18 protein-coding genes and 1 tRNA gene are annotated in these 16,094 nt (G+C 70.8%); 3 read left to right on the top strand and 16 right to left on the bottom strand.

Features of this window, described 5'->3' with window-relative positions; translation table 11 throughout:
* Positions 1–37: 37 nt before the first annotated feature.
* Together IFT71_RS09220 and IFT71_RS09225 are read right to left on the bottom strand one after the other, a co-directional pair.
* The gene (locus IFT71_RS09220) at positions 38–307 is read right to left on the bottom strand and encodes a hypothetical protein (protein ID WP_166746342.1); all 270 of its coding nucleotides are present in this window, start codon (positions 305–307) and stop codon (positions 38–40) included.
* Between the two features lie 189 nt (positions 308–496).
* Positions 497–589 (bottom strand) — tRNA-Ser (locus IFT71_RS09225).
* 162 nt (positions 590–751) lie between these two features.
* On the opposite strand from IFT71_RS09225, the gene IFT71_RS09230 reads away from it, so the two are divergent.
* Positions 752–1,501 carry a DUF1134 domain-containing protein gene (locus tag IFT71_RS09230; protein WP_159512228.1) on the top strand — a complete coding sequence of 250 codons (750 nt, stop codon included), beginning with the start codon at positions 752–754 and terminating at the stop codon, positions 1,499–1,501.
* A 163-nt stretch (positions 1,502–1,664) separates the two neighbouring features.
* Positions 1,665–2,015 carry a hypothetical protein gene (locus IFT71_RS09235; protein ID WP_192140459.1) on the top strand — a complete coding sequence of 117 codons (351 nt, stop codon included), beginning with the start codon at positions 1,665–1,667 and terminating at the stop codon, positions 2,013–2,015.
* Between the two features lie 96 nt (positions 2,016–2,111).
* Here the strand turns inward: IFT71_RS09235 and pyrC are convergent, their stop codons facing one another.
* Entirely contained in the window at positions 2,112–3,152 is a 1,041-nt protein-coding gene (gene pyrC, locus IFT71_RS09240; RefSeq protein WP_192140461.1) for a dihydroorotase, read from the bottom strand.
* Between the two features lie 82 nt (positions 3,153–3,234).
* Between pyrC and ygfZ the strand changes: the two genes are divergently transcribed.
* Positions 3,235–3,990, top strand: a complete 756-nt coding sequence (gene ygfZ / locus IFT71_RS09245) for a CAF17-like 4Fe-4S cluster assembly/insertion protein YgfZ (protein WP_192140463.1) — start codon at positions 3,235–3,237, stop codon at positions 3,988–3,990.
* A 411-nt stretch (positions 3,991–4,401) separates the two neighbouring features.
* Here ygfZ and IFT71_RS09250 read toward each other — a convergent pair whose 3' ends face one another.
* The 13 genes from IFT71_RS09250 to IFT71_RS09310 all read right to left on the bottom strand — a co-directional run bounded on the left by IFT71_RS09250 (position 4,402) and on the right by IFT71_RS09310 (position 15,846).
* Positions 4,402–5,526, bottom strand: coding sequence for an OmpA family protein (locus IFT71_RS09250; RefSeq protein WP_037532397.1), 1,125 nt, complete (start codon positions 5,524–5,526; stop codon positions 4,402–4,404).
* A gap of 118 nt (positions 5,527–5,644) precedes the next feature.
* Positions 5,645–6,148: a DUF2793 domain-containing protein gene (locus IFT71_RS09255; RefSeq protein ID WP_192140465.1), complete on the bottom strand. Its 504-nt coding sequence runs from the start codon at positions 6,146–6,148 to the stop codon at positions 5,645–5,647.
* 17 nt (positions 6,149–6,165) lie between these two features.
* Positions 6,166–8,346 carry a phage tail protein gene (locus IFT71_RS09260; RefSeq protein WP_192140467.1) on the bottom strand — a complete coding sequence of 727 codons (2,181 nt, stop codon included), beginning with the start codon at positions 8,344–8,346 and terminating at the stop codon, positions 6,166–6,168.
* On the bottom strand, positions 8,334–8,759 hold the full coding sequence (locus IFT71_RS09265) for a peptidoglycan endopeptidase (RefSeq protein ID WP_192140470.1): 426 nt from the start codon (positions 8,757–8,759) through the stop codon (positions 8,334–8,336). The genes IFT71_RS09260 and IFT71_RS09265 overlap by 13 nt, the downstream gene beginning before the upstream one ends.
* Positions 8,756–9,589: a DUF2163 domain-containing protein gene (locus IFT71_RS09270; protein WP_192141198.1), complete on the bottom strand. Its 834-nt coding sequence runs from the start codon at positions 9,587–9,589 to the stop codon at positions 8,756–8,758. Before IFT71_RS09270 ends, IFT71_RS09265 begins: the two co-directional genes overlap by 4 nt.
* A gap of 255 nt (positions 9,590–9,844) precedes the next feature.
* The gene (locus tag IFT71_RS09275; protein ID WP_192140472.1) at positions 9,845–12,121 is read right to left on the bottom strand and encodes a DUF2460 domain-containing protein; all 2,277 of its coding nucleotides are present in this window, start codon (positions 12,119–12,121) and stop codon (positions 9,845–9,847) included.
* A 131-nt stretch (positions 12,122–12,252) separates the two neighbouring features.
* Positions 12,253–12,813 (bottom strand): tail tape measure protein, encoded by a 561-nt coding sequence (locus IFT71_RS09280; protein ID WP_192140474.1) that lies wholly within the window; start codon positions 12,811–12,813, stop codon positions 12,253–12,255.
* Positions 12,806–13,000 carry a phage tail assembly chaperone gene (locus IFT71_RS09285; RefSeq protein ID WP_107930597.1) on the bottom strand — a complete coding sequence of 65 codons (195 nt, stop codon included), beginning with the start codon at positions 12,998–13,000 and terminating at the stop codon, positions 12,806–12,808. Before IFT71_RS09285 ends, IFT71_RS09280 begins: the two co-directional genes overlap by 8 nt.
* Complete coding sequence (locus tag IFT71_RS09290) at positions 13,000–13,314, bottom strand: gene transfer agent family protein (protein WP_192140476.1); 315 nt, start codon at positions 13,312–13,314, stop codon at positions 13,000–13,002. Before IFT71_RS09290 ends, IFT71_RS09285 begins: the two co-directional genes overlap by 1 nt.
* 263 nt (positions 13,315–13,577) lie before the next feature.
* Positions 13,578–13,985: a phage major tail protein, TP901-1 family gene (locus tag IFT71_RS09295; protein WP_159512218.1), complete on the bottom strand. Its 408-nt coding sequence runs from the start codon at positions 13,983–13,985 to the stop codon at positions 13,578–13,580.
* 23 nt (positions 13,986–14,008) lie between these two features.
* Positions 14,009–14,392 carry a tail completion protein gp17 gene (gp17, locus tag IFT71_RS09300; RefSeq protein ID WP_166746353.1) on the bottom strand — a complete coding sequence of 128 codons (384 nt, stop codon included), beginning with the start codon at positions 14,390–14,392 and terminating at the stop codon, positions 14,009–14,011.
* Positions 14,389–14,736, bottom strand: a complete 348-nt coding sequence (locus tag IFT71_RS09305; RefSeq protein ID WP_197976111.1) for a head-tail connector protein — start codon at positions 14,734–14,736, stop codon at positions 14,389–14,391. Before IFT71_RS09305 ends, gp17 begins: the two co-directional genes overlap by 4 nt.
* Positions 14,737–14,853: 117 nt before the next feature.
* The gene (locus IFT71_RS09310; protein ID WP_192140478.1) at positions 14,854–15,846 is read right to left on the bottom strand and encodes a phage major capsid protein; all 993 of its coding nucleotides are present in this window, start codon (positions 15,844–15,846) and stop codon (positions 14,854–14,856) included.
* Between the last annotated feature and the right edge of the window lie 248 nt (positions 15,847–16,094).

The raw sequence follows: 16,094 nt of genomic DNA on the forward strand, positions 1-16,094 counted from the left end.
CGCAGGCAGCTTGGCCCGCGACCCTGAGCGCTGTGGCTCAGATACCGTTCGACAGATTGGTATCCGCGTCGTTGGTGCGCATGTCTTCAGCCTGGTTCTGGCCGGTCGCACGCACCGCGTCAGCCTTGTTCTCGAGGCTTTCTTCGGCTGCTTCGTTGCCCGTGACGTCGGCAGCGTCCTCGAGGTTGTCAGCGACCGCCTCGGTGTTCGACTCGATGTTGTCGGCTGCCTGCTCGCGCGGGCTGGTGTTGCAAGCTGCGAGCGAGAACAGGCCGGCAGCGACGGCGACAGCGAAAATCTTCTTCATGATCAACCCTCTTAGTGGTGCCACACGCATACACGACAACAGCCGATATTCAACGCCGATCCGTTAGGTGGGATATCGAAGAGGGGCGGACGTCAAAGTCGCGCCTGGCCCACCGCGCAAGCGGCCCGCTACCCAGCGTCGGCACGCTACAATGGGGGGCACATCACCGATACGCTGCGGTGACGAAGATGGCGGAGACGGAGGGATTCGAACCCTCGGTACCAGTAAACCCGGTACGGCGGTTTAGCAAACCGCTGGTTTCAGCCACTCACCCACGTCTCCGGCTGCAGCAGATGCGGGGCTATAGCGAGGGTCTGCGGCGGGGGCAACCGTCGTTACGCGGGTACCGGACGCGAATTCGACTCTTCCCGCCGTTTCATTCATTGCGGGGTCAGGCGGGGGTTTGTTAACTCACGCGCACTCGGCATTGGGGAAGATAGCATCATGCGCAGTTTCTGGCTTGGCCTCGGCGCCTTCGCAGCGTCGATCGCGAGCAGCGCGCCCGCACAGGTCCGCACGATCGATCCCAACCAGGCGATCGACGGGGATCTCGCGCCCCAGACCAGCACCGCCCCATCGCGGGGCCAGCAGGTCCCCGACCAGCGCTATCCCGAGCCCGCGCCGGTCGAGCCGGTCCAGCCCGCCGCGCCGCCCCCGCCCGCGTCTGGCCCCGGCGCGACGACGCGCGCGGAGGCGACAATGAGCGCCGCCGACACCTATGAGCGCGACGACCTGCTCGCCGCGGGCGAAGGCGTGTTCGGCAAGGGCGCGGCCGGGCTCGGCGGCATCCTCGAGAACATCCTCAAGGATCAGGGCCAGCCCAACGCCTATATCGCCGGGCGCGAGGCGTCGGGCGCGTTCATCCTCGGCGTGCGCTACGGCTCGGGGCTGATGAACCACAAGGTCGAGGGCGAGAAGCCGGTCTACTGGACCGGGCCGTCGGTCGGCTTCGACGTCGGTGGCGACGCGAACAAGGTCTTCGTGCTGGTCTACAACCTCTACGACACCGAGGAGCTCTACAAGCGCTTCCCCGCGGTCGAGGGCCGGCTCTATCTCGTCGGCGGATTCGCCGCGACCTATCTCCGCCGCGGCAACGTCGTGCTGATCCCGATCCGCCTCGGCGTCGGCTGGCGCGCGGGGGTGAACGTCGGGTACATGAACATCACGCACAAGAGCCGCTGGTTGCCGTTTTAAGGCGCAGCGCGGCAGCGGGCCACGCCCCGCTGACTCGCGCAAGCCCGGCCGGCGGCGCGTAGCGCCGTCCGACGACGCGGGCTTTGCCCGCGGCACGGCGCCACCCCCGCGGGACACCAGCCCCCGGTAGCGCCCACCCCCACAATTCCCTAACACCCCCGCCATGGCCAAACCCGACCGCCTCGCCCGTCTCGACGCCCAGCGCGAGGATCTCGAAACCGAGTATCGCGCGACGCTGATCGCCGCGCTCGAGAAGACCGCGAACGGCGCGCTCGGGTTGTTCGACCGCAGCAGCGACCGCCGCGTCCGGTCCGCGATCGCCCCGACGATCGCCGCGCTGACCGAGATGGGCACCGAGATCGACGCGATGCGCGACCGGCTGATGCTCGACCCGTTCGCGCTCCACCGCGATTTCTTCGCCGCGCGCGGGCCGGTCAGCGCGAGTGCGCCCGGCGAGCAGAAGGAAGCGCGGCTCTGGCTCGACCGACTCGCGCAGGAGGATCCGTCATCCTGACGAAAGTCAGGATCCAGAGCCAGGCAGGACAACGCATGTAACCCTGGATCCTGACTTTCGTCAGGATGACGGGAGAAGGGAAACGGACGGCGCGCCTTAGCCCGCGAACCGCCACCCGGCATCAGTCCCCGCCAGGAACGGCACGACCGACATATCCCCCTCCCCGACCCGCTCGGGCACCATCACGCTCTCGCGCACCAGCGTCACCGTGCCCTCGTTCAGCGGCAACCCGTAGAACCGCGCGCCGTGCTCCGACGCGAACCCCTCGAACCGGTCGATCGCGCCCTCCGCGTCGAACACGCCGAGATACGCCTCGAGCGCGAACGGTGCGTTGAAGATCCCCGCACAGCCGCAGCCCGATTCCTTCGCGCCCACGACATGCGGTGCGCTGTCGGTGCCGAGAAAGAAGCGCGGGCTGCCCGACACCGCGGCTTTCCGCACGGCGAGCCGGTGGGTCTCGCGCTTGAGCACGGGCAGGCAATAGGCGTGCGGCCGAAGCCCGCCGTCGAACAGCGCGTTGCGGTTGATCAGCAGATGCTGCGGGGTGATCGTCGCGGCGATCGGATGATCCGCCTCGGTCACGAACGCCGCGGCCTCGGCGGTGGTGATGTGCTCGAGCACGATCTTCAGCCCCGGATAGTCGCGCGTCAGCGGCGCGAGCGTCCGCTCGACGAACACCGCCTCGCGGTCGAAGATGTCGATCGACTTGTCCGTCACCTCGCCGTGGATCAGCAGCGGCATGCCGATCCGCTGCAGCGTCTCGAGCACGCCGGTCAGCGCGCGGATGTCGGTGACGCCGTGCGCGGAATTGGTCGTCGCATGCGCAGGATAGAGCTTGCACGCGGTGAACACGCCCTCGGCATGGCCGCGCGCGATCTCGGCGGGATCGGTGCCGTCGGTCAGATAGCAGGTCATCAGCGGCGTGAAGCCCGCCTCTGGGCCGCCGACCGCCGCGAGGATCCGCTCGCGATAGGCGCGCGCGGCGGCGATCGTCGTCACCGGCGGGGTGAGGTTGGGCATGATGATCGCGCGTGCGAACTGCCGCGCGCTGTGCGGCGCGACCGCGTCCAGCATCGCGCCGTCGCGCAGATGGAGATGCCAGTCGTCGGGGCGGCGGATCGTGATGCTGTCGGTCATGCGCCCTCCTACCGACGCGCGGCAGGCGACGCCAGACGGTTGCGCGCCTTGGAAATCGCCGGGCGCGCACTAGGTGAAGGAGATGACCCAGACCGACAGCGCAACCCTTCTCGCCGACCGCGCGGTGCTGCGCATCGCGGGCGAGGACGTCCGCGGCTTCCTGCAGGGGCTGGTGACCGCCGACACCGCGTTGCTCGCGCCCGGCGCGCCCGCCTGGGCCGCTTTGCTGTCGCCGCAGGGCAAGGTGCTGTTCGACTTCATCCTCTGGGCGGACGGGGCCGACGTGCTGGTCGATGTCGAAGCCACGCAGGCCGAGGCGCTGGCGAAGCGGCTGACGCTCTACCGTCTGCGCCGCGCGATCACGATCGCCCCCGATCCGCTCCGCGTCCACTGGTCGCCGACGGGGACTGAGGGCAGCCCCGACCCGCGGCTTCCCGCGCTCGGCCACCGCTGGCTCGCCCCCGCGGACGCGGCGGCAGGCGATGCGTCACCCGCATGGCACGCGCACCGGCTGTCGCTCGGCGTGACCGAAGGCGTTGCCGAGCTCGGCAATGGCGAGACTCTCTGGCTCGAATGCAATGCGCGCGAGCTGAACGGCGTCAGCTTCACCAAGGGCTGTTATGTCGGCCAGGAGAACACTGCGCGGATGCACCACCGTTCGAAGGTCAACCGCCGCCTCGTCGTCGCCCCCTTCACCGAACCGAGCAGCCGCACCCGCGTCACCTATCCCGACCTCGCCCTGATGATCGACCACCGCCGCACAGATGCCTTAGGCGACGCGCTCATCCCCACCTGGCTCGCCCCCGCGCTAGAGGCCGACGATCCCCCCAAGGCGTAAACGCCGCCGCCAGGCGCAGTGATTAACATCTCACGCGAAGGCGCGAAGGCGCGAAGGCGCAAAAATTGCACGTCAGCCGGACGACCGCCCCGACCACGATCGACGAAGCCGCGCCCCGCCGCCCGGCGGCACACAAGAACGCAGCCCCAGGATCTTCGCGCCTTCGCGCCTTCGCGTGAACACTTCCAACGCACGCCCATGCGCGACCGCGCCGAAGCATCCCGTGCGGCACGCCAAATCCTGCCGAAACCTCCGTGATGCACCCCCGCGGCCCACCCCAAAAGGTTCCGCGCGAACCAACCTTCTTCCCCGCCCCAAGAACGCCAGACAAAAGAAAAGGGAGGCCGGCTCGCGCCGACCTCCCCGATCTTTTCCCGCATCCGATCCAAAAAGGACCGGAAGGCGGAAGTCTTACTGGCCCGAACCCGGACCGTAGGTGACTTCCACGCGACGGTTCTGCACTTCGCGCACGCCATCGGCGGTGTCGACGCGCGGACGGCTCTCACCGAACGCTTCGGTCGAGATCACGCCATCCGGGATCGCATGCGACGACAGATAGGCGCGGACGCCGTCTGCACGACGCTGCGAGAGACCGACGTTGTACGACGCCGAACCCGACTTATCGGCGTGGCCTGCCAGCATGACCTGTGCGTTGCCGCACGACTGGTACTGCGTGACGGCGTTGTCGAGGATCGACGCAGCCTCAGGCGTGATGTCCGACTTGTCCCACTCGAAGAACACGATGAACGGACCAGGCGAGCAAACGACTTCGACCGGCGCCGGCGGCGGCGGGGGAGCCATCGGCTCGGGTGCCGGCGGCGGGGGAGGAGGTGCCATCGGCTCGGCAGGGGCGCCGAAGTTGTACGTCACACCACCAAGGATGCTGTGCGAACGGTAACGACCGTCGAACAGGCGGTTGGTGTTGTCGACCAGCTTGACGTTCTCGGCGTTGAAGAAACGATACTTCAGCGTCGCGTCGATGTGGTCGGTCAGCGGTGCACGGATACCGGCGAGGCCCTGATAGGCGAACACGGTGTCCGAATCGTTCAGGAACGAACCGTTGTTGTTGAGGGCGTAGTTCGCCTTGACGCGAGCAACACCGACACCACCGCCGACAAAGCCCTGGATGCCGTCATCCGGACCGAAGTCCAGAAGGCCGTTCAGCATGAAGCTGAGTGCCGACGAAGAACCGCCAGCATAGTCATAGTTGCCAGCCGGTGCGTTGACGAGTGCGCCTGCACCCGTGAAGTACGGCGTGGTGGTGGTCGACGAATAGCCGTCCACAGTAGCCTTGCGGTAACCGACTTCGGTTTCGAGGCGGAAGCCACCGAAATCGTAGCCCATGACTGCGTCGACGTCATAACCATAGTCATGGTCGACCGAACCGGCATTGTTCAGAGCACCGATGTCGTAATCGATGTCTTCAACGATCATCGCACCGCCTTCGATGCCAACGTACCACGACTTGTCGCGGGCGAGGGCAGGAGTGGCGAGTGCGGTGGAGGCGAGTGCCAGAACGACGGCAAGCTTCCGCATATAAATCCCCTTTCATGAGTGTCACACGGACATCGCAAACTCCCTATCCTTCGGCTTGTTTCCACGCAAGCGCACAAAAGTTCGAGGTGTTGCTGGAACGCCACAGTTTTTAGAGTGTTTAGGCGGCGATCAATCCGTGGCTCCTCAATAGCACCAGAACGGCGGAAAGTGTAGCCCGGGCGGACGTATCGACCACGGCGCCACCGACCGGATCGGCAATTGCCGCGCCTTGCGCGCCGACCACCTGGTTACCACCGATCACGACTCGCCCGCCGGTGATATCGGCGGCTGTCCAGCTGGTGCCGTCATGCCGGATCAGCGTCGCCAGATCCTCGCGCCACACCGTCATGCCGGCCCGCGGCGCGGCGAACCGCCAGCCCCCCGCCGTCCAGCCCGCCAGCGCCTGCGCATGGCTCGCCCAGTCGCCGGTCGGCGCGGTCCCGACGATCCAGCACGCGCCGGGCGCGGGCGCGGCCGGCGGCACGTTCAGCCCGACCGTGACCACGCTCGGCTGGAGCAGCAGGTCGATCAGCGCGAGCGCCTCGTTATGCCCCATCTCCTTCTGCGCCTGCCCCGGCTGCAGCAGCGGCAACCCCGTCCGCGCGCTCGTCTCGTCCGTCATCGCCACTCTCCCCCTCGTCACACCATCAGCACCGCGGGCAGCGACACGCCGAAGTCGCCGCGCTGGCGCACCTCGACGCGCACCGCCCCCGCTACGCGCTCCGCCGCGGACAGCGTCGCCACCGGCGCGGTCGTCTCGACGAGGCGCGTCACCCCCGCGCCGGTCAGAACCGTCACCGCATAGGCTTCGCCGCCCTCGCCCAGCGGCACGTCGCCGCCATCGATCCAGCGCCACCCCGCCCGGCTCCGCCGCGTCCAGCCGAGCGTCGCGCCGCCATCCGCCGTGATCGTCGCGCGCAAGCCGACCGGCGACGGCGGCAGCACCGACGCGCCCGCCAGCACCAGCCGCGTCTCGACCGGCACCGCGTCGCCCACCCCCGACGCCATCACGCGCACCGTCCCGCCGATCGCCGCGACCGGCAGGTCGATCGTCCGCACCGAATCCGCGCTGATCAGCACGAAGCCGTCGCCCGGCGCCTGCGTGCCGATCGCCGCCTCGGTCCCGCGCCGCCCGCGCAGCAGCTGTGTCAGCCGCCACCGCCCGCCGCCGAGCGGCGCCGCGCGGCCGAACTGGATCAGCTCGCCCCCCGCCATCGCCAGATTGGCCCCCGCATCGAGCGCCGCCGCATCCGCGTCCGCGAGCGCCAGGTCGCCGCGCACCAGCACCACCTCGAACGCGCCCGCCCGGTCGGTCAGCGTCGCCGGCGCCGCGCCTGCGACGACCGCGATCGTCCCGATCGTCGCCGGCGCCGCGCTCGCTCCCGCCGCAATCCAGCTCGCCCCGTCGTCGAGCGAATAGAGCAACGCCGCATGCCGCCACCCCGCCCCCGTGCCCGTCGCCGCCACCGACAACCGCGGCGCGGCGAGCGGCGCATCCTCGAGCCCCGGCGTCTCGAACGCTGCGATCCGCGTCGTGCCGATCAGCGCATCCGCCGCGCCGACGATCCGCCCGCTGCTGCCGCGCACCGGCAGCGGCGCGGGCGTAAGCGGGGTCAGCACCAGGCTCGTCACCATCGCCTCGACCCGAGTCTCGACGATCCGCCAGACGCCCGGTTCTCCCGTAATCTCGACGCAGCCGCCGGGCAGCAGCGCCAGCCCCGACAGCCCCAGCCGCACCGTCCGCCGCACCCGCGCGGTCTCGGCCCGTGCGAGCAGTCCGGTCGCGATCGTCTTGGCGGTCCCGGCATCGATCACCGCGGCCACGTCGATCCGCGCGTCGCGCACCCCCGCGCCCGGCCGCGCCACCCGCTGCAGCCCCGCCTGGTAATCGCGCGCGGCATCATAATAGCCGAGCGTCATCGTCCGCGGCACCGTCTCGATCGCCGCCACCGTCCGCGTCCGCCGCGAGCCCGCTTCCCCCTGGCCCTCGACGACTCCCGCATCGGCAACGCTCGCAACCGGCCCCGCTGCATCGCGCATCACCAGCGCATCGCCGTCCCCCGCGGACACGAACCACGCGCCGCTCGCCTCGGCCAGCGCCGCCAGCACCGCGCCGACGCTCCCCCCCGCCGCCGCGAACCCGTCGAGCGCCAGCGCCACCGCCCCCGACACGCCCCCGTCCGACACGTCCTGCGCGATCGCGGCGACCGGCACCGGCCCCGGATCGGCGATCACCTCGAAGGTCAGCGACGGGATCCGGTTGCCGTAATCCGCCAGCGCCATCCCCTCGAACACGGCATAGGCGCAGCCGCGATGCGCGGGCGTCATCCCGCCGCCCTCCGCCGCCGCGATCAGCGGATCGACCGCCTGGTCCTCGCCGCCGGTGTGCAGCCGGAACCCGGTCGCGGTCTTGAAGTCGCCACCCGCGCCGCGCAGCAACTTCCCCTCCGCCCAGATCCGCCCGATCCCCAGCACCGGCCGCGCCGACAGCAGCACCGCGAACGACGCGGCGTAGCTATAGGTCGACACGCTCGGCTGCCCCTTGCCGCCGCCGCTCGTCGCCCGGCTCTCGATCAGGTCGGTCGCCCAGATCACCGTCCCCGCGACGCGCATCGTCCCGAACAGCTTGGGCACCTGGCTGCCATAGGACGACGTCTGCACCGCCAGCTCGGTCAGCCGCGGCCCCTCGCGCCGCGCCGGGCGCAACAACGTGCCGTCGATCGTCCGCCCGACCAGCGCGCCGATCGTCCCGCCCAGCGTGCTCCCGCCCAGCGGCCGGCCGATCACCCGCCCGACCGCGTTCAAGATCAATGTCGCCACGGCCCCACCTCCCCGCTGTTGCCTTCGCCGATCCGCCAGCACCCCAGCACCGGCGCCTCGACCGGCCCCGGCCGCTCGACCACGCGGCGCAGTGCGGCATCGGCATGGACGAGTCCCCGCGTCGTCCTGACCGCGAAATGCAGCTGCCCCGGCCCGGTCCGCAGCATCAGCACGTCGCCCGGGCTTGCCTCGTCCACCCTCACCAGCACGCGATCGAGCCACGCCGCCACCCGCACCGGATCGCCGCCCCGCAACGCATAGCCGGTCGGCACCTCGACCCCGCACCCGCCCGCCTTCAGCGCGAGCGCGACCAGCCCGACGCAATCCAGCCCCGTCGCCGCCACCCGGCCATGCACCCGGAACCGGCTCCCCACCGCCGCCAGCGCCGCCGCCTCGACGTTCCCGCCGCTCATGCCCCGGGATACCGCGTCAGCAGGTCGATCCCCGGCAGATAGGGCTCCCCGCGAAAATTCACCGCATTGCCGAAACGCGTCGCGCAGGTCGCCAAACTCCTGTCGCACCCCTCGCTCAGCTCGACGAGCACGCCCGGCACCACGACGAGCATCGGCGCCCGCGCCAGCGTCACGCGGGTGGTCCCCCCCGCCCCCGGTTCCGACGCTGCGACCGCGCTTTCGAGCCCGCTGTTCGCCCCCCCGAACCACCGCAGCAGCCCGCCCGCATAGACATCGCCCGCTCCCGCCACCGCCAGGTCGAGCGTTACGACCGCCCCCTCGCACGCGGTCACCCGCGCGAACCGCCGCCGCGCCGCCATCGCCACGCGGCACCGCCGGTCGCCCAGCGTCGCGCGACATTCGGGCGACGTCTCCTCGACCACCGGCCGGTCGAACGCCGCGCTCGCGCCGCGCAGCTCTGCGGTGAACCCGTCCTCGCCCAGCTCGACCGCGCCGATCACCCCCTCGCCCAGCGTCAGCGGCGCGCGCGGATCGGTCCAGTCGACCGCGAACACGCGCACCCGCGCGCCGTCCCACCGCCCGCTCAGCAGATCGCGCTCGCCGATAGCCGCCGAACTCAGCGCCCCCGCCACATCCATCGTATCCGCCTCCGCCCCCGGCTCGAGCACCCCCGACCGCGCGATCGCCGACGGCGTCATCCCCGGCGCCGCGCGGTGGACCAGCCCGTCGACCAGCAGATCCCGGTCATGCCCCGTCAACCCCACCGCCACCCCATCCCGCCGCTCCACCCGCCAGCACAACGCCACCGTCGTCACCCCAACATCCGCCATCATCCACCACTCCCCCATTGCCTGGCCCTGGATCCTGACTTCCGTCAGGACGACGAACGCAAAAACCCCTCTCCCCTTGGGGGAGAGGGAGGGGCCCGCGCGAAGCGTGGGAGGGTGAGGGCACGTGAGGCTCCAGGCCCAACGCCCAGCCCCCAGCCCCCGTTCGCCCTGAGCGAAGTCGAAGGGCAGGCCGCGCACCAGTGCTTCGACTACGCTCAGCACGAACGGAACGGAGGCGCGCGCCCAAGCCCAGCCCTACCCCTCCCGCACCTCCACCAGAGGCACCGAAGCCGCGACCCCCGCCAGAAACGTCGCCCGCGCCACGCTCAGCCGGTCCTCCGCAAACCGCACCGGCACGTCGAACGCGAACCCCGCGCTCACCACCGCGCCCGCCGCCGGCGCCGCGTCGAGCACCACCCACCCCCCGGCCACCACCGAGAAGCCCGACGTCGCGACGCCATCGACCGCGACCGACACGCTCCCCGCCACCGGCCGCGTGATCCGCCGCGTCGCCGCGTCATAATGTTTCACCAGCGCGAACCGCCGCGCGATCCCGTCGCCGAGCCCCAGCACTTGCCCGACCGCCTCCGCATCGAACGGGTCGCGCAACCGGAAGCTGCGCGCCGGCCCCATCCGCGCGCGGAAGAACGCCAGCAGCACGCCGATATCCGCCTCGCTCCGCAGCCCCGGCCCGACATCATAGCTCGTCCGCGCCTCCGCCCAGGCCGCGTTGCGCTGCTCGGCGCCGCCCGCGCTCGTCAGGATCGCGGTCGAAAACCCCGGTATCACCTCCGCCTCACGCCCCAGCGCGAGCGGAAACAGCACGTCGTCATGCGCGTCCACGGCCCCGTCTCCTTCCTCAGTCTCGAAATGCACGAAGCCGTCGCGCATCACCTGCGGCAGCGCCCAGACGAACGTCTCGCCGACGCCGCGCCCCCGCGCCGCCACCGCCGCCGCCTCGATCCGCGCCCAGTCGCCCACGCGCTCGGGCGCAGTCACGAACCCCGACAGATAATGTTGCCGGTCGACCGGATAGCCCAGCCGGCCCTCGACCAGCGCGACCGCATCCGCCGACGACGCGACATCGCCCGCGGTCACCCAGTCATAATCCTCCAGCTGGAGCACATCGAACGCCGGCGACGCCCAGCCGACCGGCATGTTCGCGCGCTTCGCCTCGGGCGCCCCCGCATCGAGCACCGTCGGCAGATAGGTCAGCAGATGCGTCACGCACCCGCCCGCTTCCCCCTTGACCGCCGCGACCAGCGCCGCAGTCGACGCCGCCAGACACGCCCCCGCCGCCTCCAGCGTCGCGATCTGCTCTGCGCTCTTGGCCCCGCGGATGCTCGCCATCGCCACCGGCGCGAACGCCGCCACCGCGCTCGCATCATAGAGACACGGCCGCCCGTCGGGCATCACCCACCACCAGGGCTCGCCGACCTGGAACTGCGCCGGCAACCCGGCCGCCACCGCGAGCCCGACAAACGCGCGCGCCACCGCCTGCAGATACGCCATCGCCCCGCCATGCGCCGGCGACAGCAAGGTCGAAGGCGGCTCCCACCCCGTCAGCGCCGGCGCGCCATCCGCCGCGCGCTGTTTCCAGTCGTTCCAGCAATGCGCATCGAACAGCTCGTAGCTCAGCGACCAGATCACGCCGTAGCCCAGTGCCTTTGCGCGCCCCGCGAAATCCCGGTGCCACGCTGCGCACGCCGCGTTCAGCACGCCCCCCGCCAGCGACACGTAGAATCCACCGCCCGCCGGCTCGAGCCGGAAATAATGGCTCATCCCCACATAATGGACGATGCTCCCGCGATACCCCAGGTGCAGCGCGTTGCGCAGCAGCCGTGCGGGCGTCAGATTATAGCTGTCGTCATAGCCGCTCGCGATCCGCAGCCCATGCTCGGGCACCACCGCCTCGCCGATCGCGAGCACCGATCCCGGCCCCTCGCACGCCATCTCGGTCAGCTCGACCCAGCCCTCGCGCATCCCCGCGAGCGGCGCGTCGACGCCGCGATAGTCGGGCGGCACCAGCGACACGAACATCCGGTCGATATCCCCCGCCCAGACGGACTCGCTGTCCCCGGGCAGGTCGAACCCGCCGACCAGCGCCGCGAAATCGAGCGACACCTGCGCATCCTCCGGCGTCCCCACCGCATAATTCCACAACCGCACATACCAGGCCCGCGCGACCCCCGCCGCATCGCGCCCCTCGATCGTCAGCGTCGGCCCATTGATCGCATCGAGCGGCATCACACCCCCCGACCGCCACCGGAACCGCAGCCGACACGCCCGAAAATCCCGCGCGGTCTCGTACCGCAGCAACGGATGATCATAGCGATCCTCCGCCGCCCAGATCAGCCCCGCCAGATCATCCGCCCTGTAGAACACCGCATCGACGCGCAGCGCATCCGGCGCGATCGTGACCACCGACGCCATCATCGGCCGCGGAAAATCCACCGTCCAGAACCGCGGATCAAACCGCGACACCGTCCCCTCGACCTGCCCCACCCGCCCCGAACACACCCACTGCGCCATGAACCATCTCCAATTCGAAGGGAGAGCAACCAAAACCCCTCTCCCCTCGGGGGAGAGGGAGGGGCCCGCGCGCTCTTGCGCGTGGGAGGGTGAGGGCACGTGAGGCTCGCGCCCCTCACTCCACCGCCCCCTCACTCCACCGCCAGCGCCGCCCGAACCGCCCGCGCCACCTGCCGCCCCGACTGCGCGAGCACCCCCGGCGCCGCCCCCGCCGCCGCATTGACGGTAATCGCCACCCGCACCTCCCGCACGCCAGCCGAGCCGCCAGCCTCGACCCGCCCGCTGCTGGAAGGCACGAACAGCTCGGGCCCCCGCTCGCCGACGACATAAGCCCGCCCCGGCGACACCGGCCCCCCGGTCGCCCGCCCCGGCAACCCGCCGACCAGCCCCGCCAGCGCCTCCCCGAGCCCGCCGCCGCCCCCGCTCCCGCCAAACAGCGACCCTATCCCCGCCTTCACCGCCGCCCCCGCAATCGCATCGAGCGCGGACAGCGCGACGCCCTTCAGTTCCTCGAACCCGAACGTCCCCGTCTTCACCGCGCGCAGCAGCGCCGTCTCGAGCCGCAGCGCCGCGCGCTCCGCCCCCACGCCCAGCACCTCGTCCAGCTCGCCGCGCATCGCCGCGACGTCGCGCGCAAACGCCGCGCTGTCGCCGCGCACCCGCACCAGCACGGGCTCCAGATCGTCATCCATCGGGAAAAGCCTCCTGCAACCGCGCGATCGCCGCCGCATCGGGCGGCGTCGGCATGTCCCCCGTCATCGCCGCAACCACCGCGCCCAGCTCGGCGGGCGTCGCGCGCCAGAACGCGTCGGGGCTCCACCCCAGCACCGCGCCGGCAAACCCCGCGAGCCGCCCCGCGGCGTCCGCGAACGTCCGCATCACCGCCCCGCCAGGATCTGCCGCAGCAGGCCGCGCAGCACCGGCGTCGCGACGGCAAGCCCCGCCTCGACCACCGCCTCCCCCAGCCGCTCGCGCGTCAGCCCCTCGGGGCACTCGCGCAGGCAATGCCAGAACAGCGCGACCATCTCGCCAATGCCCAGCTTCCCCTCCGCCGCGCGCTCGACCAGCGCGAACAAGGGCCCCAGCTCCTCCTCCGCCGCCACCAGCGCCGCAAAACTCGGCCGCACCACGAGGGTCTCCCCGGACACCCGAAGCGCCCCCTCCCCCCGCGCAACATTCGCCACATCGCTCATAAAAAATCTCCAAAAACCCCTCTCCCCCCGGGGGGAGAGGGAGGGGCCCACGCGCCCTTGCGCGTGGGAGGGTGAGGGCAAGTGAGGCTAAAGACCCCAATCCCGCGCGCGCCCCGTCATCCTGACGAAAGTCAGGATCCAGAGCCGCCCAAGACAACGCTCGTGGCCCTCGATCCTGACTTTCGTCAGGATGACGGAAATGGGTCGGGATGACGGAAGGGGGGATCAGGACAGCGAAAACCCGCCAACCCAACACCCCACCCTCACCCCGCCACCACCGCCCCAGAACTCTCGAGACTCAGCGTGTAGGATCGCTCCCCATTGAAATCCCCGGCATAATCCAGCCGCGACACCAGGAACCGGCCGGTCATCGTGTCGCCCCCCTCGAACGCCAGCCGGTAATCGTCGAGCACCCCCGACAGCGCACTCGCCTTGATCCTGAGCTCCGCCGCCGAGCCCGTGAACACCCCCGCCCCCGATACCGAGACGCTGCGCACCCCCGCCCCCGACAGCAATTGCCGCCAGCCGCCCGAATCCTTCGTCGTCACCACGATCGCCTCGCCGTTCACCGACATCTGGGTCGTCCGCAGCCCCGCCACCGTCGCATAGACGGGCGTCGCCGCGCCGTTCCCGACCTTCAGCAGGAACGCGCTCCCCTTCTCCACCGCCATGTCCGTCTCCCCCCCAAATCCGTTCAGCTCTCGCGGTACATCCGCACCAGAAACTCGCTCGTCCCGCGCCACCGTTCGCCGACGCGCAGCACGCGCGAGCGCAGCATCTGCACGCGCACCAGCCGCCACCCTTCGCCGAGATCCGCGTCCAGCGCCTCGACCGCCTCCTCCGCCGCCGCCAGCGCCGCGCGCAGCCGCACCGGTCGCTCGCCGCCATCGTGCAGCGTCACGACGACGCGCCCCTCGCGCCCGCGCCACGTCGTCGTGCTCCAGTCGCTCAGCACCGGCTCGTCGACCACCGCATAGGGCAGCGCGCTGCGCACCGGCGGCGCGTCATACACCCCGCCCTCCAGCACCGCCTGCAGCCGCGCGACCACGCCCGCCTGCAGCACCCCCCGCGCGCTCACGCCGTCACCTCCGGGCTCAGCCGCAGCCGCCGATAGGGCCGCCACAGTGCCGCCACCGCCGCGGGCGGCACCGCATCGCTATCGCGGTGATCGAACAGATGCGCCGCCAGCATCGCCACGCCCTGCGCGACCGGCGCCGGCACCGCGTCCCAGCGCTCCGCCGCCCCGTCGCCCGCGACCCGCGCGACGATCGCCCCGCCGACGAACGCCTCGCACAGCAGGATCGCCGTCGCACAGACCCGCCCCAGCAACGCCGCCTCCGCACTCCCCTCCAGCCGCAACACCTCCCGCACGGCCACCACCGCGTCCGCCACCACGGCCACCGGCACCCCCTGCTCACCCATAGGATTCTCCCGAAAAAACCCCTCTCCCCCCGGGGGAGAGGGAGGGGCCCACGCGCCCTTGCGCGTGGGAGGGTGAGGGCAAGTGAGGCTAAAAACCCCACCCCCCTCACACCCCGATCAGCTGACCGAAAACTTCATCAGCTTGATCGCCTCAGAATTCGTCACGCACCCGCCGACCCGCTTGGTCGCGTAGAAATTGACGAACGGCTTGTTCGAGTAGGGATCCCGCAGGATCACCGTCTCCGCCCGCTCGGCGATCAGATACCCCGCCCTGAAATTCCCGAACGCGATGCTCAGCGCATTCGCCGCGATGTCCGGCATGTCCTCCGCCTCGATCACCGGATAGCCGAGCAGCGTCGCCGGCTGCCCCGCGGCGAGGCTCGGCGCCCACACGAACGCCCCGTCGCTCGTCTTGAACTTCCTGATCCGCGCCAGCGTCGCCGCATTCATCACGAAGCTCGCCCCCTGCCGATACGGCGCGCGCAGCGCCTGGACGAGGTCGATCAGCCGCTCCTGCGGGCTCGCCGAGAAATCCCCCGCGGTCCCGGAGGCCAGATATTGCAGCGTCCCGAACGCCCGCGTCCCGTCCGCGGTCGCCGCGGTCGGCTGGGTCAGGAACCCCTTGGGCCGCCCGCTGCCCGATCCGCCGACGAACGCCGCGCCCTCGGCCTTGGCGAATTCCATCGCGATCTCGCCCGCCAGCCACGCCTCGACGTCGAACGCCGCATCGTCGAGCATCGCCTGGCTCGCCGCCGGATTGGCATAGAGCTCGCCGGTCGGCGGCACGATCTCGACGAACACCGGCGTCGCCGTCTCGGGCCGCGCCGCATTCTCCGCCGCCCAGCCGGACGGCGTGCCGCCCGTCGTGACGAGCTTGCGATACCCGGCGCTGCCCACCTTCACGACATTGGCGATCCCCCGGATCGGCGAGATACCTTTGAGCACCGCATCGATCTGCGCATCCACCTCGCGCGGCACCGCATAGCCCCCCGCATCGCCCGAGACCCCGGTAAACGCCTTCATCTCGATCGTCGCACCACTCCGCACGAACCCCGCAAACGCGCCCGAAGGCGCCGCCCCCTCCAGCATCGGCCGATCCATCACCGTCATGTCCATCTCCCTGCTAAGAAACAAAAAAAGGCGCCCCGAAGGACGCCTGAAACACCGTGTGTGGGCGCCAAGCCCAAGCCGAACACCACCCCAAAACCCCTCTCCCCTAGGGGGAGAGGGAGGGGCCCGCGCAAAGCGTGGGAGGGTGAGGGCACGTGAGGCTAGAAACCCCACCCACCCCCGCGTCATCCTGACGAAAGTCAGGATCCAGAGCCCCAAGCGCCGTCCCCTACGGCTCTGGATCCTGA

It is taken from the genome of Sphingomonas sp. CFBP 13733 (genome assembly GCF_014841795.1).
Lineage (GTDB): Bacteria > Pseudomonadota > Alphaproteobacteria > Sphingomonadales > Sphingomonadaceae > Sphingomonas > Sphingomonas aerolata.